A 21,907-nucleotide genomic window follows, 5' to 3' on the forward strand; every position below is an offset into this window, starting at 1 on the left:
GCCTTGCCTTTGACAGGCGCGAGCGCCGGTTGATACGCTCATACCTGATAACCACACGCGTGAAGGGGATGGGGCTATGCGCTTCGATCCGCTCGATTACCCGTATCCTTCCAGGCGAAACTGTGTGTTTGCCACCCGCGGCATGGTCGCGACCTCGCAGCCCCTGGCCGCGCAGGCGGGGCTGTCGATCCTCCAGCAGGGCGGAAACGCCATCGACGCCGCCATTGCCACCGCCGCGGCGCTCACGGTGGTGGAGCCCACCTCCAATGGGCTCGGTTCCGACGCCTTCGCCCTCATCTGGACCGGCGGGAAGCTCCACGGCCTCAACAGCAGCGGCCCCGCCCCGCGGAGCCTCAGCCTCGATGCCTTGAAGCGGGCCGGGCTCCGGGAGATGCCCCGCCACGGGCTCACGCCTGCGATGGTGCCCGGGGCCCCGGCTGCATGGGTGGAGCTGAACCGCCGCTTCGGCCGCCTGCCCCTGCAGCAGGTCCTCGCCCCGGCAGCTGAATACGCGGAGCGCGGGTACCCCATCTCGCCCACCCTCGGCCGCAACTGGCAGGCGGCATTTGAGAGCTACCGCCGGAACCTGACCGGGGAGGAGTTCCGCGGCTGGTTCGACACCTTCGCCCCTGGGGGGCGCGCGCCCGCCGTCGGTGAGGTCTGGCGCTCGCCGGGCCACGCGCGCACCCTGCGGCTCATCGGCGAGACGGCCGGCGAGGCCTTCTACCGGGGCGAGCTGGCCGAGCGCATCGCCGCTTTCGCCGCCCGGCACGGCGGCTACATCACGCAGGCGGACCTCGCCTCCTTCAGCCCGGAGTGGGTGGAGCCGCTCCGGGTGCACTACCGCGGCTACGACGTGTGGGAGCTTCCGCCCAACGGGCAGGGGCTCGTGGCCCTGCTCGCGCTGAACATCCTGAAGGGGTTTACCTTCGGCGCGCGGGAGGACGTGGAGACTTACCACCTGCAGATCGAGGCCATGAAGCTCGCCTTTGCCGACGGCCTGCGGTTCATCGCCGATCCCCGTGCGATGGACGTCACCGCCCGTGACCTGCTCTCCGACGCCTACGCCGAGGAGCGGCGCCGGCTGATCGGCCGCACCGCGCTGGAGCCCGCGCCCGGCCGGCCGCCGCGCGGCGGCACCGTCTACCTGGCGGCCGCGGACGCGGAAGGCAACATGGTCTCGTACATCCAGTCCAACTACATGGGCTTCGGCTGCGGCGTCGTCATCCCCGACACCGGCATCGCTCTGAACAACCGGGGCCATACCTTCAGCCTCGACCCCGCCCACCCCAACTGCCTGGAGCCCGGCAAGCGGCCGTATAACACCATCATCCCTGGCTTCCTGACCCGCGACGGCGAGGCCGTCGGCCCCTTCGGCGTAATGGGCGGGTTCATGCAGCCCCAGGGGCACGTGCAGGTGATCACCAACACCATCGACTTCGGTATGAACCCCCAGGCCGCGCTGGATGCGCCCCGCTGGCGCTGGGTAGAAGGGCGGTCGGTGGAGATGGAGCATTCGGTTCCCCCGCACATTGTGGACGCGCTCGCCCGCCGGGGCCACGCGGTGCGCTGGGCCCTGGGCTCCGAGGGGTTCGGCCGCGGACAGATCATCTGGCGGATGCCGGACGGCGTGCTCGTCGGCGCGACCGAGCCGCGCACGGATGGCCACGTGGCGGCCTGGTAGGCGCGCATCCGTCTATTGCCCTAGGGCGGAGCAAGCACTGCCTCCGCACTTTGGTCCATGGATCATGCTCGAAATGGGGACTTTGTTGCCCTGTTAGACCAAAGTCCGCTCACGATACAATAATGTAGGTTAGGCAGCATGACGGCTGCAAGCGATGCAGCCTGTAGATAGGAGTGTGAGACGATGCCCAGGAAAGTGACGATTGACGGCAACGAGGCTGCAGCATACGTCGCTTACCGAACGAACGAAGTCATCGCGATCTATCCGATCACGCCGTCTTCCCCGATGGGCGAGTTCGCCGACGCTTGGGCAGCGGCGGGCGTGAAGAACCTGTGGGGCACGGTGCCGCAGGTGCAGGAGATGCAGTCTGAAGGCGGCGCCGCCGGCGCGATTCACGGCGCGCTGCAGGCCGGCGCTCTGGCGACCACCTTCACCGCTTCCCAGGGCCTGCTGCTCATGATCCCCAACATGTACAAGATTGCCGGCGAGCTGACCCCGACCGTGTTCCACATCGCGGCCCGGGCCATCGCCACGCAGGGCCTGTCCATCTTCGGCGACCACTCCGACGTCATGGCGGCCCGCCAGACCGGCTGGGCGATGCTCTTCAGCAACAACGTCCAGGAGGTCATGGACTTCGCCCTGATCGCCCAGGCTGCCACGCTGAAGGCCCGCGTTCCCTTCGTGCATGCGTTCGACGGCTTCCGCACCTCGCACGAGGTCTCGAAGATCGAACTGCTGCCGGAGTCCACTATCCGGGCCATGATCGACGACGAGCTGGTGAAGGCCCACCGGGCCCGCGCCCTGACGCCCGACCGCCCAGTCATGCGCGGCACGGCCCAGAACCCCGACGTCTACTTCCAGGCCCGCGAGGTGTCCAACCCGTACTACCTGGCCACGCCCGGCATCGTCCAGGAGTGCATGGACCAGCTGTACGAACTGACCGGCCGCCGGTACCACCTGTTTGACTACGTCGGCGCGCCGGACGCGGACCGGATCATCGTGCTGATGGGCTCCGGCGCCGAGGCGGTCGAGGAGACCGTGAACTACCTGAACGCCCGCGGCGAGAAGGTCGGTCTCATCAAGGTCCGGCTCTTCCGGCCCTTCGCCGCCGACGCCCTCCTGAAGGCCATTCCCGAGAGCGTGAAGGCCATCGCCGTCCTCGACCGGACCAAGGAACCCGGTTCCGCGGGCGAGCCGCTCTACCAGGATGTGCTGACGGCGCTCTCCACCGCGGTGATGACCGGCGAGCGCGCCAGCCTGCCCATCGTGGTCGGCGGTCGTTACGGCCTGGGCTCCAAGGAGTTCACGCCGGCGATGATCAAGGGCGTCTTCGATGAGCTCAAGAAAGAGCGGCCCAAGAACGGGTTCACCGTCGGCATCGTCGATGACCAGACCAACACCCACATCGAATACGATCCCAGCTTCTCCACCGAGGCCGACGACGTCTTCCGGGCCATGTTCTGGGGCCTGGGCTCCGACGGCACGGTGGGCGCCAACAAGAACACCATCAAGATCATCGGTGAGGAGACCGACTACTACGCCCAGGGTTACTTCGTCTACGACTCGAAGAAGTCCGGCGGCATCACCATCTCCCACCTGCGCTTCGGCCCGCGGCCCATTCAGTCCACGTACCAGATTCAGCGGGCGAACTTCGTCGCGATCCACCAGTTTGTGTTCGTCGAGAAGTACCCGGTGCTGGATGCCGCCATGCCGGGGGCCACGGTCCTCCTGAACTCGCCCTACCCGGCGGACGAGGTCTGGAACCACCTGCCGCGGTCGTTCCAGCAGCAGGTGGTGGACAAAGGCCTGAAGCTCTACGCCATCAACGCGGACGAGGTGGCCCGCGCGACGGGCATGGGCCGGCGCATCAACACCATCATGCAGACCTGCTTCTTCGCCATCTCCGGCGTGCTGCCCAAGGAAGAGGCCATCGCCAAGATCAAGGGCGCGATCGAGAAGACCTACAGCGCGAAGGGCGAGGCCGTGGTGCAGAAGAACTTCGCTGCCGTCGACGCCGCCGTGGCGCACCTGCACCCGGTGAAGATCGGCGAGGTGAACAGCACCATCGACCTGCGTCCGCCGGTGCCGCCTGCGGCCCCGGAGTTCGTGCAGAAGGTGACGGCCGAGATGATCGCCAACCGCGGCGACAACCTGCCCACCTCCGCGCTGCCTGACGACGGCACCTTCCCGACCGGCACCACCCAGTGGGAGAAGCGGTCCATCGGTCTCGAAGTGCCCGTCTGGGATCCGGATCTCTGCATCCAGTGCGGCAAGTGCGTGCTCGTCTGCCCGCACGCCGTGATCCGTGCCAAGGTGGCCAACGAGGCGGATCTGGCCGATGCTCCCGAGGGCTTCAAGCACATGCCCGCCCGCTTCCGCGAGCTGCCGGGCAAGCGGTACACCATCCAGGTCTCCACCGAGGACTGCACCGGCTGCGCCCTCTGCGTGGAAGCCTGCCCCGCCAAGAGCAAGCAGGATCCGAGCCACAAGGCCATCAACATGACCGACATTCTGACCGCCCGCGAGCAGACCGAGGGCCACTGGGACTTCTTCCTCTCCCTGCCCGACGTCACCGAGACGCAGCTGCCGTTCACCAACGTGCGCAACGTGCAGCTCGCCCGGCCGCTGTTCGAGTTCTCCGGCGCCTGCGCGGGCTGCGGCGAGACCCCGTACCTGAAGCTGATCTCGCAGCTTTTCGGCGACCGTGCGATCATCGCCAACGCCACCGGCTGCTCCTCCATCTACGGCGGCAACCTGCCCACCACTCCGTGGGCCCAGGACAGCGAGGGGCGCGGCCCCGCCTGGTCCAACTCGCTGTTCGAGGACAACGCCGAGTTCGGTCTGGGCATGCGGCTGGCGGTCGACAAGCAGGCCACCATGGCGGCGGAGCTGGTCGACGCGCTGCGTGAGCAAATCGGGGCAGATCTCGCCGACGCCCTGCTGGACGCCGATCAGTCCGACCTCTCCGGCATCGAAGCCCAGCGCGAGCGGGTGGCCGCGCTGAAGGAGCGGCTGGCGACGATCGACGACCCGCGGGCGCGGCAGCTCGAGCCGCTGGCCGACTACCTGGTGAAGAAGTCGGTCTGGATCGTCGGCGGTGACGGCTGGGCCTACGACATCGGCTTCGGCGGGCTCGACCACGTCATCGCCTCGGGCAAGAACGTCAACATCCTCGTGCTCGACACCGAGGTGTACTCCAACACCGGCGGGCAGGCCTCCAAGTCCACACCGCTGGGTGCGGTGGCCAAGTTCGCGGCAGGCGGCAAGCCGGTGGGCAAGAAGGATCTGGGCATGATCGCCATGCAGTACGGCAACGTGTACGTCGCGCAGGTGGCGATGGGCTACAACGACGCCCAGGTGCTCCGGGCCTTCCGCGAGGCCGAGTCCTTCGACGGCCCGTCGATCATCATCGCCTACAGCCACTGCATCGCACACGGCATCGACATGGCCAAGGGACTGAACCAGCAGAAGCTGGCCGTCGAGTCCGGCCACTGGCCCGTCTACCGCTACGACCCGCGCCTCGCCGACGAGGGCAAGAACCCCTTCCAGCTCGACTGCCCGGCCCCGAAGGTGCCGCTGGAGGACTACATTTACAACGAGACCCGCTATGCGCAGCTCCGCAAGTTCAACCCGGAGGCCGCGCAGGAGCTCCTCCGGCAGGCCCAGGAAGAGGTGGCCGCCAGGCGGCGCCGGTACGAGCACCTGGCCAAGATGGACCTGTCCTCCTCGGCCGACTAGCGCGACCGGCGAGCACACACAGGCTGAGACTCAGGCTCAATAAAGGAGCAGGGCGTGACCGCACGCCCTGCTCCTTTTCTGTGTCTTCTCCGGGTCGGCTCCGTGCCGGCCGGCGCTAACCGCCGTTCCGGTCCCGCCGCTGGACCGCAAGCTCGGTGACCACATCGCCACGGACCTTCAGCTGGACCCGGTCGCCCCTGCGGGGCTCACCCAGCCCGATCTTCTCGCCGCCCAGGGTGAGTGCGGCCTCTTCGGCCAGGAGCAGCGTCCGCTCCTGCCGGTTGTTGATCCGCACGGTGATCACCCGCCCGTCGACGGCCTCCAGGGTACCCGTGAGCTGCGAGGTGCGGGGCCGCTCCTCCACCAGCACCCGGTCCGCGACACCGCCCACCACCTGGATGCGCAGCCTGTCGCCCGCCTGCAGGTCGTCCAGGTCGACGCGCCGGCCGCCGCGGCTGTAGGCGGTGTTGTCATCCAGCCGGATCCGCCGCTCCCCTTCGCCGGTGTACACCAGCAGGCTGGGCTGGAAGTCTATGGAGACCTGGTAGACCGCCAGAAGCTGGCCGGTCACCTCCTCGGGCTCGGTCTCCAGCGCCTGGATGGCCGTGGCCTGCCCCTCCACCACGGTGACGGTCACCAGATCGCCCTTCTGCAGGTCGTCCAGCCGGATGCGCTGCTCGCCGCGCCGGATGGACACGTCGGAGGCCAGCGGGATGTTCCGGATGCCGGACTCCGTCTCCACGTCGATGCTGGACTGGAACGTGATGGAGAACGGGTAGATCTCGACGATGCGCCCGGTGATCTCCTCGGTCGCCGGACCCCGCTCGGTCACGGAGACCTCGGTGCCGACGCCGTCCACCACCATGACGGTCACCTGATCGCCGATCCGCAGGTCCTCCAGCTGCTGGCGCCCGTGGCTGATCTTCACGTCAGGGGCCAACGGGATGGTGCGGCTCTCCCGGCCGCTCTTCACGACGATGCGCGAGGTGAAGTCGATCGACACGGCGTGGATCGCCTCGATCGTACCCGTCACCTGCTCGACGACGGGGCCGCGCGCCTGGACCCGGATCTCGGTGCCGACGCCGTCCACCATCCGGATGACCAGCTCATCTCCCGGGCGCAGCTCCTCCAGCCGGAGCCGGGTGTTGCCGTGGCGGATGGAGACATCGTCCGCCAGGCTGATGCGCTTGGTCCCCTCGGCCGTCTTCACCGTCAGCCGCGCCTTCTGGGTGCGCGTGGCCGGCTCGACCCGCTCCAGGGTGCCCCGCACCTCCTCGACCAGCGGACCGCGGGCCTGAATGCTGATCTCGGTGCCGATGTCGTCGACCACCGTAACCGTGACCTCATCGCCGACCCGCAGGTCCTCCAGCTTCAGCTGCTGGCGCCCGTGGCTGATCTTCACGTCAGGCGCCAGCGGGATGGTGCGGCTCTCCCGGCCCCTCTTCACGACGATGCGCGAGGTGAAGTCGATCGACACGGCGTGGATCGCCTCGATCGTACCCGTCACCTGCTCGACGACGGGGCCGCGCGCCTGGACCCGGATCTCGGTGCCAATGCCGTCCACCGTCCGGATGACCAGCTCATCTCCCGGGCGCAGCTCCTCCAACCGGAGCCGGTTGTTCCCGTGGCGGATGGAGACGTCGTCCGCCAGGCTGATGCGCTTGGTCCCCTCGGCCGTCTTCACCGTCAGCCGCGCCTTCTGGGTGCGCGTGGCCGGCTCGACCTTCTCCAGGGTGCCCCGCACCTCCTCGACCAGCGGCCCGCGGCTCTTGATGGTCATCTCGGTGCCGATGCCGTCCACGACCTTGAGGGTGACCTCATCGCCGATGCGCAGGTCCTCCACCTGCAGCCGCCGGCTGCCGTGGCGGATCACGACGTCGGTGGCCAGGGTCACCGTCCGGGTCGTCTTGCCGGTGTTCAGGGTGACCTTCGGCCCGGAGGTCCGGGTGGCCGGCACGATCTGCTCGATCTTGCCCGTCACCTCTTCGACCAGCGGGCCCCGCGAGAGGACGCGCACCTCCTCGGCGGCGCCGTTGACCAGTCGGACCTGCACCTCATCGCCCGCCCGCAGGTCGGCCACCGTCAGCCTGCTGTTGCCGTGCCGGATGACCGCGTTCTTGGCCAGGGTCACCGTGCGGGTGCGGCCGTCGTCGGTGCGAATGCGCAGGCGCGCCTCGCTGTTCTTCGTCGCCGGGTGAATCGTCAGGATCTCGCCGCGGACGGTCTCCTCAGTGCGGACGGGCTTGTCGACCGTGATGCGGATGGCGACGCCCCCGGCCAGCCGGACCGTGACCTCATCGCCCTTCTCCAGGTCCGTGAGCTCCACCCGGTGGCCCTCCCGGGTGATGACCGCCCCCGGCGCCACCGTCACGGTGCGGGTGGTGTTTCCGACCTTGATGTCGATCGACGCCAGGAAGGAGACCGAGAAGGGCCTGACGGCGACGATGGTGCCCTTGATCTGGTTCTGATTGGCGGAGCCGGACCCGCGCTCGGTCACGTCGATGGCGATGACCACGCCGGCGACCACGTCGACCTTCACCTTGTCGCCGACCCGCAGCTGATCCAGCTTCAGCGAGCGGCCGTTGTGGGAGGCCGTGACCTGCGGCGCCAGCGGGTAGGTCTGCTCCCGGCCGCCGCTGCGCTTCAGCACCAGCAGGCCGAGCCCGCCGGCCATCTCAGACGGCAGGTAAATGGCGCTGATCTCCCCCGTGACATCGGTGACGCCGGGCAGGCTGACCGGCGCGTGGGCGATGACCATCAGCACCCGGTCGCTGTCGTCGAGCACCACCGACACGCGGGCCCCGCGCGGCAGGTCGTCCAGATCGGCCGGCCGCTCATCCAGGAAGACCGGCGCGTCCTCGGCCACCCGCAGCGTCTGGTTGCGGCCCTGCACCGTCAGGGTAATCGTCAGGTCCCGCTCGCTGGCCCGCACCAGGTCGCCCGCCAGGAAGCCCGGGCGGAACCGGCCCAGCTCGCCCAGCTGCCGGTCGGTGCGGGAGAGCAGCGCGGCGGCCTGGGCACGGGTCAGCGGTTCGTTGGGACGGAAGGTGCCGTCGGGGAAGCCCAGCACCAGCTCGTGGTCCACGGCCGTGGCCACGTAGCCCACCAGCGAGGCCGGAACCAGGTCGCCGTCCCGGAACGGCAGGCTCTCCGTCATCTTGGCCTGTGCCTCGGCTTCGTACCCCAGGGCGCGGACCAGGAGCACGGAGACCCAGAGCCGGGTCGCGTCCTCGTTGGGCCGCAAAAGCCCGTCCTCAGCCACGGGCATGATCTCGTAGTCGACCGCCACGGCGATATACGGCCGGGCCCAGTCGGGAATGTTGTCGCGGTCGGTGTAGGGAAGCAGCTCGCGTATGCGGCTCTCGCTCAGCCTGTGAATCTCATCCTCGAGCCCCATCAGCCGCACGGCCACCGTCACAGCCTGCGCCCGTGTCAGCGGCGCGCCGGGCTGAAAGAGGCCGTCCCCGACGCCCCTCATCAGGCCCTTGGCGTGCATCTCCACCACGTAGGGCCAGGCCCAGTCGTCATCGGGAACGTCCAGGAAGCGGAAACCCAAACCGAAACTCCTTGCTGCTGCCGGAGACGGTGCCGCCCCCAGCAGGAGCGCGAATGCGAGAATGAGGCTCAGCAACCTTCGCATCCGCACAGAACCCCTCCTCTCGTTGCACCGTTCACCATCAATACAGACGATTCGAGGCGGGGCCTGCGTTTCAGGGGGTCGTGTGCGGAAACTTGCACAACGAGAACCGGGAGTGGGGCACAGCCCTCTCCCGGTTGCACGCGCCGGTCGCTACTGCTGCGGCTCGGTCTCTCCCATCTCGTGCAGCCACGCCCACTGCTCCGGCGTCACGGGCATCACCGAGAGGCGCGACTGGCGCACCAGGGCCCAGTCGGCAAAGCGGGGGTCCGCCTTGACGGCCGCCAGGGTCACCGGCGCCCGGAACCGGTAGAGGGGCTCGACATCCACCGCGACCCAGCGGTCCTCCTCGGCCGTCGGGTCGCGGTAGGGCTCGCTGACGATGCGCCCGACGCCCACGATCGCGCGCTGGTTGCCGGTGTGGTAGAACAGGAACAGGTCGCCGGGCCGCATCGCCCGCATGTGCTTGGCCGCCGCCGCGTTGCGCACCCCGTCCCAGTAATCGCGCTTCTCCCGCACCAGGTCGTCATAGCTGTACACTTCGGGTTCGGTCTTCATCAGCCAGTAAGCCATCCCCACAGCCTCCTCTCGACCTGCCTTCATTCTTCACCCCGCCGGATGATCCGCCCGTGGCGCCCCCCGATCCACTCGCCTTCCTCGACGACCACATGGCCGTTGACCAGCACGTAATGGATGCCTTCCGGGTACTCCTGCGGGCTCAGCCAGGTCGTCCGGTCGGCGATGGCATCCGGATCAAACACAACGATGTCGGCATACTGTCCGGGCTTCAGGTACCCCCGGCTCGTAAGGCCCAGTTCGTCCGCCACCTGGCCGGTGGACTTGCGCACCGCCTGCTCCAGGGTCAGCACCTTGCGGGCGCGTACCAGCTCCTCGAACAACTGCGGGTACGTACCGTACGAGCGGCGGTGAAAGGCATAACCACGCGCCTCCTCCGCCGTGGCCAGTTTGGGCTGGGCCTCACCGTCGGTGGAGACCACAGACCAGTCAGCCGCATAGAACCGGTGCATCGCGCGCTCGCTGGAAACCAGGGCCACAATCCGCGTGGAGGGGAAACGTGCCTGAAACCCCCGGGTCGCCTCGGCCTCCGGCAGGCCCAGCCTGGCTGCCGCCTCGGCCACCGTGAGGCCCTGCAGTTCCTCCGGCACGCCGTCAACAATCAGCAGGTGCTCCGGCGGCAGGGCGCCGGCCCACTCCGAGAGCGGCCTGTTCACCGCGTAGTCCGGCGCCCGGTAGGGATAGACGTCGGCGAACACCCGCTGGCCGGACGCGCGGGCCTCCTCGATCAGCCTGACAACCTCGTCCTCCTTCTCCCAGTTCCAGTAGTGCACGATTTTCAGGTGGGAAAGGTTGACGGGAACGCCTGCCAGCCGGCCGATCTCCAGGGCCTCCCGGATCGCCTCCACCACGGCGTCGCCCTCGCTGCGCACGTGGGTGGAGTAGATGCCGCCGAACGGCGCGGTTTCGGCGACCAGCGCCGCCACCTCATCCGTTGCGGCGAAGGACCCCGGCTGGTACTCCAGCCCGGTGGAGAGGCCGAAGGCCCCGTCCTCCATGCCCTGGCGCACGAGCCGCTTCATGTCGTCCAGCTGCGCTTCGCTGGCCGGCCCCTGCGCCCACCCCATCACGTAGCCCCGCACAGAACCCTGCCCCAGGAACGTGCCGTAGTTTACGCCCGTCCCCTCCGCTTCCAGCTGCGAGAGGAACCCGCCAATATCGACCGGCGAGCGGCCGTCCACCCCGCCGAACTCGGTGGTGATGCCCTGCATCAGGGAGGCCCTGGCGTCCCGCTCGATGAACGGGTTCAGCAGGTCGTCGTGGGTGTGCGAGTGGGGATTGATGAAGCCGGGCGCGACCACCAGGCCCGCCGCGTCGATGACCCGGTTCGCTTCCCAGGGGCCGATGTCGCCCACGGCGACGATGCGGTCGCCATCTATGGCCACATCGCCGCGGTATCCGGGCGCGCCGGTGCCGTCGACCAGGGTGCCGCCCGCGATCACCAGTTCATATACTGTGGGGGTGACCTCCACCGCCGGCGGGTCATCCGCCCCGCCGCCGGGCGGCTGGGCGCCGATGCTGCCGCCATCGCCCGGCCCCGCGCCGGGGTTCACCGGAGGTGCGGAACAACTGACGAGGAGCATAAGTCCAAGAAGCGCAGCGACCAGCCTCGGCACCACGGCTCTCCCTCCCACTTGGGTGATTTTACTTTACCCAAAGGGTGCACCGTGGTCAAACCCTCTTGCACGCCGACCAGCCCTACGTGTAAACTGAATAAAGCATCGCGACGCTGCCCCGGGGGCAGCGGCTGCGATAAATTCACAGAGACGGGAGTACGAGAGCAGATGGCCAAGACCCTTTATTTCGGTAACCTGCCGTGGGCCGCCACCAGCGACGACCTGCACAACGCCGTGTCGCAATATTGCGAGGTCATCTCCGCTCGCATCGTCACAGATCGCGAGACCGGTCGCAGTCGCGGGTTCGGGTTTGTTGAGGTGCCCGATGAGGCAGCTCAGCTGGTTATCGAGGCCCTGAACGGCGCAGAATGGGCGGGTCGCCCGCTTACCGTCAACGAGGCGCGGCCCCGGGACGGCGGTCGGGGCAACATTGGCCTGCCGACGCCGAAGAAGGTACAGCCGTAACTACTCGTCAATAACCGTGCCACCTGCGGGTGGCACTTTTTTTGGGCTGGGGGGCCTTGCCGCCCCTCCCATTTTGTTCACCGGCGGCAAGAAGAAACCAAGAGGGGATTGACCCGGTCCAACCGAATGGTATACCGCTGTAGGGGGTGTTCGCACTGTACTGGCACGGCCGCTTCTGGAGAATGATCGATTGGCCGCTCTTCATCATCGTCCTCGCCATCGCCGGGATCGGCTTCGTCGTGATCTCCAGCGCCGCGCCGAGCTACGAGGTCAAGGCGGATCTCATCAAGCAGGCGGCCGCGCTCGTCATGGGCATCTTCGCCTGGGCCATCCTGCTGTTGCTGGACTACAACGAGCTGCGCGCCCTCTACTGGTGGATCTACGGCTTCAACGTGGCCATGCTGTTCGCCGTTGTCCTCTTCGGCGTCGAGGTCATGGGCAACAAGAACTGGATAGACCTTGGCGTGATCATGGTCCAGCCGTCGGAACTCGGCAAGGTGCTCCTGATCATCACCCTGGCGAAGCAGCTCGACAGCATGGAGCGGCTGGAGGCCTGGTGGCATCTGGGTCCTCCGATCCTGCACGTGCTTCCCGTGCTGGGCGCGGTGGTCCTGCAGAAGGACCTGGGCACTGCCCTGGTGTTCGCCGTGATCGGCGTCGTCATGGTCTACGGGCGCGGTTTTCCCGGCAGGAAGCTCCTGGCCGCGGGCGTGCTGGTGGCCGGGCTGGTGGTCGGCTCCGTCTGGAGCCACTACACCTATGGCACCGTCTTTCCGCTGAACATCAACCCGGGGCAGTGGGACCGCATCGACGCCTTCCTGTACCCGGAGAAGGATCCCCAGGGGTCCGGGTGGCAGGTGCTCCAGTCCAAGATGGCCATCGCCAGCGGCGACATCTGGGGCAAGGGGTACAAGCAGGGGGAGTACCAGCAGAACGGCTGGCTTCCCTTCCCCCACACCGACTTCGTCTTCGCCGCGCTGGTTGAGGAGTGGGGCTTTGTCGGCGGCACCGTGCTGCTGGGCCTGTACGCGCTCCTGTTCCTGCGGCTGGCCATCATCGCGTTTTCGGCCAACGACCGGTACGGCACCCTGCTCGTCGTCGGCGTGGCCGCCCTGTTCGGCGCCCACGTGCTGGAGAACGTCGGCATGACCATGGGGCTGATGCCGGTCACCGGCATCCCGCTGCCCTTCGTCAGCTATGGCCCCACCGCCCTGTTGGCGAACATGGCTGCCATCGGCCTGGTCCAGAGCGTGGCAGCCCGGCGGGAGCCGCTGCCGTATGACTGATGAAGGAGAGGGTTGGCTTTGGCCTTGCCTGACTGGATTCGCGGCATGCTGCTGCGACCGGCCGAGACCTTTGCGCAGGCGCAGACACAGATGCGCTACGCGTACATCTGGATTCTGCTCTCGGTCTTCACGATTGAAGCAGTGATGCTGATCTACCACCCGGCCATCCGGTCAGCCGTGCCGTCGGTGCCGGCCGGGGCGCTCCTCTTCAACCTGCTCAACCTGATGCTGATGCTCTTCGCCGTCCAGGTAGCGCTCCTGTTCTGGAGCAGCCGGTTTTTCGGCTGGCACATTCAGGTTCAGGAAGCGATGAAATACACGGGGCTCATCTGGGTGCTGTTCCTGGTCGAGGACATCGTGACCTTCGTCCCCTACCTCACGCAGCGGGACATGCTGGTGCTCTGGGCCTCGCTCCCGTTCCTCCTCTGGCGCATCGGGGCGCAGACGGCAGGGGTGCACCGCATCTCGGGCCTCTCCCGGGCCCGTGCCCTGGCCCTCGTGCTCACTGCCACGCTGCCGTGGAACCTTCCGTTGCTCTACCTGAACTGGAGCACGCTCATGGCGCAGTAAGAAGCGGGTTCGCCGCCTCACCGTGGGCCGGCGAACCCGCTTCTTCCTGGCTCCCTGACCTTCTTGCTCCGCACGCCTGCTTCTTCGGGCAGGCGCCTTCGGACAGGCGCCTTATTGCCCGAACATCTTCTTGAACGAGTACACCGTGACCTGCCGCTGAATGTCGGCGATCGACGTGGTGAGCGGGATGCCCTTCGGGCAGGCCCGCACGCAGTTCTGGGCGCTGCCGCACTCCATCACGCCGCCCGGGCCCATCAGGGCCTCCAGCCGCTCGTGCGCGTGCATCTTGCCTGTGGGGTGGGCGTTGAAGAGGCGGGCCTGCGAGATCGGCGCGGGGCCAATGAAATCGGTCCCTTCGTTGTAGTTCGGGCACGCCTCCATGCAGCAGCCGCAGGTCATGCACTCCGAGAGCTTATACATCCACTCCTGGTCGGCAGGCGACTGGCGCGGCCCCGGCCCGAGCTCGTGCGTGCCGTCGATGGGAATCCAGGCGCGTACCCGCTTCAGGGCGTCGAACATGCGCTGGCGGTCCACCATGAGGTCCCGCACCAGGGGGAACGACTTCAGCGGCTCGACGGTGATCGGCTGCGTCAGATTGTCGACCAGCGCGGAGCAGGCCTGCCGGGCCTTGCCGTTGATCACCATGGAGCAGGCGCCGCAGACCTCCTCCAGGCAGTTGGAATCCCAGACCACCGGCGTGGTGCGCTTGCCCTCGGCGTTGACCGGGTTCCGCTGAATCTCCATCAGGCAGGCGATAACGTTCATACCGGGACGGTACGGGATGCGGAACTCCTCCCAGTAGAAGGGCTTGTCGGGTGCCTCCTGACGCCTGATGCGCAGTTCGATGAACTTCTGATCGGCCACGGTTCCCGTACCCCCTTACTTCGATGTGTAGTCCCGCTTGCGGGGCTGAATGTGCGTCACGTCCACCGGCCGGTAGCTCAGCTCGGGCCCGGAGTCGGTGTGGCGCGCGATGGTGGTCTTCAGCCAGTTCTCATCGTCGCGTTCGGGAAACTCGGGCTTGTAGTGCGCCCCGCGGGACTCGTTCCGGGCCAGGGCGCCCTTGGTGATGACTTCCGCCAAGACGAGCATGCCGTGGAGCCACCGGGTGAACACAGCCGGCTGGTTGGAGTGGCTGCCGGTGTCGGGCACGCCGATTCGCTCGTAGCGCTCCTTGAATTCGTTGATCTTCGCCAGCGTCTCCTCCAGCCGGGCGTTATAGCGCACCACCGTCACGTTGTCGGTCATGATCTGGCCCAACTCGTCGGCCAGCACATAGGGGTTCTCGGGACCGTCCATGCGCAGGATGCGCTGATACTGGGCCTCGGCCTCCCGCACCGCCGCCTCGAAGATGGAGTCGGGCAGCTCCTCGGCCGGGGTGGCGTCCAGGCCGAGGATGTACTTCACGGCCGCAGGGCCGGTCACCATGCCGTCGAAGACGCAGGAGACCAGGGAGTTGGCCCCGAGCCGGTTGGCGCCGTGGTGCTGGAACGAGGCCTCACCGGCGGCGTAGAGCCCGGGGATGTTGGTCATGAAGCTCTTCGGGCTGTCGAGGTCCATGTCGTTGTTGGCCTTCTTCTCGTAGCCCGCCCACAGGCCGCCCATGGTGTAGTGGACGCCGGGGAAGATCTTCATCGGCACCTTGGTCGCGTCATCGCCGACGAACTTCTTGTACATGTCGATCAGGTTGCCGATGCGCCGGCGCAGGGTCTCAGCCGGGATGTGGCTCACATCCAGGTAGACCATGTTCTTGCCGTCGACGCCGAGTTTCTGGTTGACGCAGACGTCGAAGATCTCGCGGGTGGCAATGTCGCGCGGCACCAGGTTGCCGTACTTCGGGTACTTCTCCTCGAGGAAGTACCACGGCTTGCCGTCCTTGTACGTCCAGACGCGGCCGCCCTCGCCGCGGATCGACTCCGACATGAGCCGCAGCTTGTCGTCGCCGGGGATGGCGGTGGGATGCACCTGGATCATCTCGCCGTTGGCGTACCAGGCGCCCTGCTGGTAGACAATCGCCTGGGCGGAACCCGTGTTGATCACCGAGTTGGTGGACTTGCCGAAGATCATGCCGATGCCGCCCGTGGCCATGATGACCGCGTCCGACTTGAAGGCCCGGAACTCCATGGTGGTCAGGTTCTGGGCCGTACAGCCGACCACCCGGCCCTCGTGCAGCACCAGGCCGGTGAAGTCCCAGCCCTCCCACTTGGTGACCCGGCCTTCCACCTCGTGGCGGCGCACCTGCTCGTCCAGGGCATAGAGCAGCTGCTGCCCGGTGGAGCCGCCGGAGAACGCCGTGCGGTGGTACAGGGTGCCGCCGAAGCGACGGAAGTCGATCAGCCCTTCCGGCGTGCGGTTGAAGGGCACGCCCATCCGGTCGAAGAGGTAGATGATGCCGGGCGCAGCCTCACACATCGCCTTGACCGGCGGCTGGTCGGCCAGGAAGTCGCCGCCGTAGATGGTGTCGTCGAAGTGAATCCACGGGGAGTCGCCCTCACCCTTGGTGTTGACGGCGCCGTTGATGCCCCCCTGCGCGCACACGGAGTGGGAACGCTTGACGGGGACCAGGGAGATCAGATCGACGTGGAACCCGGCCTCAGCAGCCTTGATGACCGCCATGAGTCCAGCCAGACCGCCGCCAACGACAATCAGATTGCGCACAACCGTTCCCTCCTACATGCGGAATGCGAACAGGGCGGTGAGGCCCATTGCCGAGACGAGCACGAACAGCAGATTCGTGACCAGGCTGGAGACCCGCTGGCTGCGGGGGCCGATGGTAATTCCCCACGTGATGAGGAAGGTGTAGAGGCCGTTGGCGAAGTGGTATGCCGCGGCCACAATGCCAATGCCATAGACCACCTTCGCGAGCGGGCTCGCGAAGGCCTCGGCCACGGTGAAGTAGTCGGGCAGACCGGGCATGGCGGTACCCACATCGTACTTGCCCAGGGCCTTCTGGACCCGGAAGTGCCAGATGTGGTACGTAACGAAGAATAGGGTTATGATGCCGGTGATGCGCTGCCACAGGAACGCCCAGTTCCGGCCATAGCTGTACTGCGAAACGTTGTGCCGCGCGTCGGCTGCGATCCAGATGCCGTAAATGGCATGGAAGTAAAGCGGCAGGAAAATGCCAAAGATCTCAATCAGCAGGATGAACGGCAGCGAGTTGATCGACAGCACGACCTGGTTGTAGGCCTCGGGCCCCTGTATGGCCCTGGAGTTCTCGAATAGGTGGAACACCAGGAAGAGGCCCACGGGCACAACACCGGCCAGCGAGTGAAGCCGCCGAAGCAAGAAATGGTTGCGTCTCACGAACTCTCGCATACCCTGGTACGCTCCTTCCCCCACTTGCTCTTGTCAGAAACCCCCGTCCAATCCATACTGGACCATACCCCTTCGCACCACAGGTTGTAGTCCGAAAGTGCCGTAACCTGTAGACGGAAATCATTGTAGTCCTACGTACAAAGTACTGTCAACGTTCTGAAAGGCTATTGCTGGCAGCAATCACGGTCATAAGCGACGCTTATGCAACGAGTGACATTTTGTTCAATTCGGCACAAGGCTTGCGCCAGGCTGATCCTGTCGCCCGACCGAACTCGACGGACGCCTCAGGTTGATGCATCCGGTATTCATGACCCTTATTTTGGACTGTTGTGCTTTCAATAGGGGAGGGAATTGCTTGTTCGACAAACTGCGCTTTTTCGTTTCAGGCGGGACGGAACACCTGATTCCCCTCACGCACTTGACCAGGCTGCAGGAGGCCGTGGAGTTCATCGGCGCCGAGGCGTTTCCCCTGTTCATGCGGCTGGGCGCGGTGGACGCGATGCAGCTCCAGCCAGTGCGGGCCGGGGTGCTGCTGGACGAAACCGAGCGCATCGGCCGTCAGATCGCCGAGCAGCAGGTGCCCACGCTTGCCTTCCGCTCGGCCTCAGGCGCCGCCCTGGGCGCATTCTTTGGCGGGCAGGAGGAGACGACAGTCGCCCATTCCGAAAACGCCCTGGTCAGCCTCACACCCCGGGGCATTCGGATCGCGCTCCGCCAGTTCCCGCCCCCCGTCGGATTCCGCTCCGTTCCGGGACTGGAGCGCGGCTGGTTTGCCTGCTTCTTCGCCGCGCTGCAGTTCACGGTTGACGGCGTTCAGGGGCTCAGAACCCCGGAAATGGGCGGCTCCGGCGCGCCCGTAATCCTGCCCGAGCTGCCGCCCCTGCCACCGGTCACCCGCTGGCACCAGGCCTTCGTCGCCGGCCGACCCGACGTGGCGGAGGCCCGGTTCACGTTCACCCCCGCGGCAGAGGTCTTCCGGGACGTCCTCCACGCCCTCACCGCCGCCACCCAGGAGGCCTTGCGGCTGCGGCGGCCGCTGCAGATCGAGTTGATGTGAGCTTATGTGAGCTGATGTGCGCAAACGGGGGCCCGACGCTGGCGTGAGCTTGGCTCCGGCCATCCCCTGTTCCAGCGCTGGCCCAACGTCCTGCGTTAGCCCGCCATTCAACTCCGTCCCGGAGTCCCGCCGCCGTCCAGCCCCTGTCTGCCATTCAACCCCGTTCCACAGTCCCGCCGCCTCCAGCCCCTGCTCGCCATTCACCCCCGTCCCGGAGTCCCGCCGCCGTCCAGCCCAGCGTCCGGCGCCGGGCCAACGTTCGGCGCCGCCTTCCCGCCGCCCGTTGCAGGGTTGACTGTGAGCCGACCCGCGGGATTCCCACGCGAACGAAAGTGCACTTTCCGACAGGCGTTGTGCCGCAAGGGTTTTCAGGGACTCACTCTCTGGGCCCTTCCCGCACTCGGCCTACAGGAAAGTGCACTTTCTTGCCATGGCCCACCAGCAAGCCAACCGACACTCTCACCCTGCACGTTCGACTGGCCGCCGGCGCATCCGCCGTTTGCACGGAGCTCTCTCCCCACCGCCGCTCGGTGCAGACTCGACCTGCGGCCACCGACCACCCGACCGTGTTGCCACATGCCTCTTTCACCACCTCCTCCTTGGCGCTGCCTCCGCTGGAACGAATGTGTACTTTCCTCAAGTCCTTGTCCCACAAGCCCTCCCAGACCCGCGGCCCTTGTACCCCGCATGCCACCCGGACTTCACGAAAGTGCACATTGTTACCAACCCCCAAGGCAACAAGACCGCCGAGCCTCCCCAGATCCATCTGCTGCTTTTCCGCAACGCCACCCTAGCCCGGCAACCATCCCGGCCCCCCGCGCTGCCTCCACTGGAACGAAGGTGCACTTTCCCCAAGTCCTTGTCCCACAAGCGCTCACAGACCCCTGGGCGCTGTACCCCGCATGCCACCCGGACTTCACGAAAGTGCACATTGTTTCCAACGCACAGAGCAACCACGCCGCTGGAGCCTCCCTCGATCCAACGGCGCCCGGCTGCATCGCCTCTTCCCTCCGCCCGCCGACAGCCCCTCCACGGCGCCCGGCTGCCTTTCCAACCCAGCCCCGCGCCCGGCGCCGCCTCCACCGGAACGAATGTGCACTTTCCTCAAGTCCTTGTCCCACAAGCTCTCCCAGACCCGCGGCCCCTGTACCCCGCATGCCCCCCGGACTTCACAAACTGCACAGTGCCCAAAACCCCCAGGGCAACCAGACCGCCACAGCCCAACCCCCCACCACTCACGGCCCAAAAAAGCGGCTCCCCGGCACAGCCGGAGAGCCGCCTGAAGAACCATCCCAAGATTACCGCTTGTACACCTCGCGGGCAGCCGCGACCGCCGCTCCCCGCTCGCACCGGTATCCCTGCTCCGCCAGGGCCGTCTCCAGGGCGCTCAGCAACGTGATCACCGGCGCCGGGTTGGCGTTCACACCCATCAGCCCCACGCGCCACACCCTGCCGGCCAGGGGGCCGAAGCCGCCGGAGATCTCGATGTTCTGCTCCAGCAGCCGGCGGCGGATCGCCAGGTCGTCGATCCCCTCCGGGATGTTGATCACGTTCAGCATCGGCAGCCGCTTGCCCTTGGTGAAGAGCGTGAGCCCCATCGCCTCCAGGCCGGCGACGAACGCCTCGTGCGCCTTGCGGTGCCGGGCGAAGCGGGCCTCCAGCCCCTCCTCCAGTACGATCCGCAGGGCCTCCCGCATGGCGTAGATCATCGTGATCGGGCCGGTGTGGTGGAACACCCGGGTGTTAGCCTTGCCGTCGCCCCAGTAGGCGAAGAGCAGACTCAGGTCCAGGTACCACGACTGACACTTGGTCTTGCGGCTGGTCACGAACTCCACCGCCCGGGGGCTGAAGGTGACCGGCGAGAGTCCGGGAGGAGCGCCCAGGCACTTCTGCGAGCAGGAGGCCGCCGCGTCCACGCCCCATTCGTCGATCTTCACCGGCATGCCGCCCAGCGAGGTCACGCAGTCGATGGCGATGAGCGCGCCGTAGCGGTGCGCGATCTCGGCCACCGGCGCGATCTCCTGCTCCGCGCCGGTCGAGGTCTCCGCGTGCACCAGGGCCACAAGCTTGGCCGGCTTGCGCCGCAGCTCCTCCTCAAACCGCTCCGGGGGGATCGCCTCGCCCAGGGGCGCCTCAATCACCCGCACGTTGGCCCCCGTCCGTGAGGCCACCTCGGCCATCCGCTGGCCGAAGTAGCCGATGATGCCGACGACCACGTCATCCCCCGGCTCCAGCAGGTTGACCATCATCGTCTCGATGCCGGCCGAACCCGTGGCCGAGATGGGCACCGTGTGGTGATTCTGCGTCTGGTAGACCTCACGCAGCCACCCCATGGTCTCATCCATGATCTCCAGGAAAGCGGGATCCAGGTGACCGATGACCGGCGTGGCCATCGCCCGCAGGATCCGCGGGTCGACGTTGGAAGGTCCGGGTCCCATCAGGAGTCGCTCAGGCGGGTTCAACTCTCCGAGCATACGCTGCACTCCAGTTCCCTCCTTGGCAGATGCCTCGTTCAAAGAAGTTCCGCCCTGCTAGTGCAGGACGGGTTCGCTTCCCTCATCATCATTCTCTGCCAACTGCAAACGCGCCTCTCGCTCTGCCAATTCTTTCTCGTCGAGCCCGGCCTCCTCCAGCACTTTCTCCTCCGCCATGATCGGCACTTTCAGCCGGAGCGCCAGGGCGAGCGCGTCGCTGGGGCGGCTGTCGATCGTCAACTCCCGGCCGTCGGCCGTGCGCAGCTCGAGGTTGGCATAAAACGTCCGGTCGCGGTAATCGCAGATCACCACACGGGTCAGCGTTGCTCCCAGGGCCTCCATCACCTGGAGGGTCAGTTCATGGGTCAGCGGGCGGGGCGTCCTGATCCCTTCAGCTTCCAGTGCGATGGCCCGGCCCTCCAGCAGACCCACTTCCATGACCAGCAGTCGCTTCAAGGCCGCCGCACGCAGCACCAGAACCACGGTTGCCGTATGCTCGATCATTGCCACACTCATGAGGTCCACGCCAACCATATGGAGTGCCCCCCTTCCCAAGTTTAAGTATACGCCACCCGGTGCCCGGTGGAAAGCCGCGGGTCCTCCAGGTGGAGACCGGGTGGACGGGCTCTCCGCCGCTGGTCTATACTGTAGGCAAATAACAGCGTTCCCGGGGAGGGTTCCCAGGTTGATAACGGTGAAACTCTTCGCGGCAGCGGCCGATGCCGTGGGCCGGCGCACCCTGGAAGGCGACTGGGCCGGACGGACCGCCGCGCAGCTCCTGGAGATCCTTTCGCAGCAGTATCCGAACCTCTCCCGCCTCACCCCGGTTCTCTCCGTGGCCGTCAACCGTGAGTATGTCTCGGAGGACCGGGTGCTGGCCGACGGCGACGAGGTGGCGCTCATCCCCCCGGTCAGCGGCGGCGCCGAAACCAGCGGTGCGGAAGCCGACAGTGCAGAAGCCAACAGCGCAGAAGCCAACAGCGCAGAAGTCGACGGTGCAGAAGCCGGCGGGCAGCCGCTCTTCGAAGTCACCGCGGCGCCCCTTTCGGCCGATGAGGTCGCCGCCCGGGTGACCAACCCGTATTCGGGCGCGACCCTGGTCTTCGTCGGCACGGTGCGGGAATGGACCCGGGGCCGGCGCACTGTCCACCTGGAGTACGAGGCCTACGCCGAAATGGCCGTGGCGCAAATGGAGCAGATTGGTCAGGAGATCGCCGAACGCTGGCCCGGCGCCCGGGTCGCGATCGTGCACAGGGTGGGCAAGCTGGAGATCGGCGAGGCCAGCGTGGTCATCGCCGTGGCCACCCCCCACCGGGCCGACGCCTTCGAGGCCTGCCGGCACGCCATCGAGCGGCTGAAGCAGATCGTCCCGATCTGGAAGAAAGAGGTCTGGGAGGATGGCGAGGCCTGGGTCGGCAGCCAGGTGGGCCCTGACTGGATGCGCGGCGAGGAAAAGGATGATTGATGGCCGCCCATGCCGGGCGCA

15 protein-coding genes are annotated in these 21,907 nt (G+C 66.9%); 7 read left to right on the forward strand and 8 right to left on the reverse strand.

Annotation, left to right across the window (positions count from 1 at the left end; translation table 11 throughout):
• The first annotated feature begins 76 nt into the window (after window positions 1-76).
• Together ACZ45O_RS13090 and nifJ are read left to right on the forward strand one after the other, a co-directional pair.
• A complete protein-coding gene (locus tag ACZ45O_RS13090; RefSeq protein WP_464853574.1) occupies window positions 77-1,684 on the forward strand; it encodes a gamma-glutamyltransferase family protein in 1,608 nt (535 codons plus the stop codon).
• Between the two features lie 183 nt (window positions 1,685-1,867).
• Complete coding sequence (gene nifJ / locus ACZ45O_RS13095) at window positions 1,868-5,422, forward strand: pyruvate:ferredoxin (flavodoxin) oxidoreductase (protein WP_464853575.1); 3,555 nt, start codon at window positions 1,868-1,870, stop codon at window positions 5,420-5,422.
• 115 nt (window positions 5,423-5,537) lie between these two features.
• Here nifJ and ACZ45O_RS13100 read toward each other — a convergent pair whose 3' ends face one another.
• The 3 genes from ACZ45O_RS13100 to ACZ45O_RS13110 all read right to left on the reverse strand — a co-directional run bounded on the left by ACZ45O_RS13100 (window position 5,538) and on the right by ACZ45O_RS13110 (window position 11,188).
• Window positions 5,538-8,978, reverse strand: coding sequence for an S-layer homology domain-containing protein (locus ACZ45O_RS13100; RefSeq protein WP_464853577.1), 3,441 nt, complete (start codon window positions 8,976-8,978; stop codon window positions 5,538-5,540).
• 234 nt (window positions 8,979-9,212) lie between these two features.
• The gene (locus tag ACZ45O_RS13105) at window positions 9,213-9,632 is read right to left on the reverse strand and encodes an EVE domain-containing protein (RefSeq protein WP_464853579.1); all 420 of its coding nucleotides are present in this window, start codon (window positions 9,630-9,632) and stop codon (window positions 9,213-9,215) included.
• Window positions 9,633-9,658: 26 nt separating this feature from the next.
• Entirely contained in the window at window positions 9,659-11,188 is a 1,530-nt protein-coding gene (locus ACZ45O_RS13110) for an N-acyl-D-amino-acid deacylase family protein (protein ID WP_464853580.1), read from the reverse strand.
• Between the two features lie 231 nt (window positions 11,189-11,419).
• Between ACZ45O_RS13110 and ACZ45O_RS13115 the strand changes: the two genes are divergently transcribed.
• The 3 genes from ACZ45O_RS13115 (at window position 11,420) to ACZ45O_RS13125 (ending at window position 13,572) form a co-directional block, all read left to right on the forward strand.
• Window positions 11,420-11,716: an RNA recognition motif domain-containing protein gene (locus tag ACZ45O_RS13115; RefSeq protein WP_464853581.1), complete on the forward strand. Its 297-nt coding sequence runs from the start codon at window positions 11,420-11,422 to the stop codon at window positions 11,714-11,716.
• A gap of 182 nt (window positions 11,717-11,898) precedes the next feature.
• The gene (gene rodA, locus ACZ45O_RS13120) at window positions 11,899-13,002 is read left to right on the forward strand and encodes a rod shape-determining protein RodA (RefSeq protein WP_464853583.1); all 1,104 of its coding nucleotides are present in this window, start codon (window positions 11,899-11,901) and stop codon (window positions 13,000-13,002) included.
• Window positions 13,003-13,026: 24 nt separating this feature from the next.
• Window positions 13,027-13,572, forward strand: a complete 546-nt coding sequence (locus ACZ45O_RS13125) for a hypothetical protein (protein ID WP_464853585.1) — start codon at window positions 13,027-13,029, stop codon at window positions 13,570-13,572.
• Between the two features lie 111 nt (window positions 13,573-13,683).
• Here ACZ45O_RS13125 and sdhB read toward each other — a convergent pair whose 3' ends face one another.
• The 3 genes from sdhB to ACZ45O_RS13140 are packed head-to-tail and all read right to left on the reverse strand — an operon-like array spanning window position 13,684 to window position 16,890.
• Window positions 13,684-14,436 carry a succinate dehydrogenase iron-sulfur subunit gene (gene sdhB / locus ACZ45O_RS13130; protein WP_464853586.1) on the reverse strand — a complete coding sequence of 251 codons (753 nt, stop codon included), beginning with the start codon at window positions 14,434-14,436 and terminating at the stop codon, window positions 13,684-13,686.
• Between the two features lie 15 nt (window positions 14,437-14,451).
• Complete coding sequence (gene sdhA / locus ACZ45O_RS13135; protein ID WP_464853588.1) at window positions 14,452-16,230, reverse strand: succinate dehydrogenase flavoprotein subunit; 1,779 nt, start codon at window positions 16,228-16,230, stop codon at window positions 14,452-14,454.
• Window positions 16,231-16,242: 12 nt separating this feature from the next.
• Window positions 16,243-16,890: a succinate dehydrogenase cytochrome b558 subunit gene (locus ACZ45O_RS13140; protein WP_464853590.1), complete on the reverse strand. Its 648-nt coding sequence runs from the start codon at window positions 16,888-16,890 to the stop codon at window positions 16,243-16,245.
• 355 nt (window positions 16,891-17,245) lie between these two features.
• Between ACZ45O_RS13140 and ACZ45O_RS13145 the strand changes: the two genes are divergently transcribed.
• A complete protein-coding gene (locus ACZ45O_RS13145; protein ID WP_464853591.1) occupies window positions 17,246-17,947 on the forward strand; it encodes a hypothetical protein in 702 nt (233 codons plus the stop codon).
• Between the two features lie 1,298 nt (window positions 17,948-19,245).
• Here the strand turns inward: ACZ45O_RS13145 and ACZ45O_RS13150 are convergent.
• Window positions 19,246-20,421: a pyridoxal-phosphate-dependent aminotransferase family protein gene (locus ACZ45O_RS13150; RefSeq protein ID WP_464857753.1), complete on the reverse strand. Its 1,176-nt coding sequence runs from the start codon at window positions 20,419-20,421 to the stop codon at window positions 19,246-19,248.
• Between the two features lie 57 nt (window positions 20,422-20,478).
• Complete coding sequence (locus tag ACZ45O_RS13155) at window positions 20,479-20,955, reverse strand: bifunctional nuclease family protein (RefSeq protein ID WP_464853593.1); 477 nt, start codon at window positions 20,953-20,955, stop codon at window positions 20,479-20,481.
• A gap of 160 nt (window positions 20,956-21,115) precedes the next feature.
• On the opposite strand from ACZ45O_RS13155, the gene ACZ45O_RS13160 reads away from it, so the two are divergent.
• A complete protein-coding gene (locus ACZ45O_RS13160) occupies window positions 21,116-21,886 on the forward strand; it encodes a molybdenum cofactor biosynthesis protein MoaE (protein ID WP_464857755.1) in 771 nt (256 codons plus the stop codon).
• The last annotated feature ends 21 nt before the right edge of the window (window positions 21,887-21,907 follow it).

This window comes from Symbiobacterium turbinis (assembly GCF_055383075.1).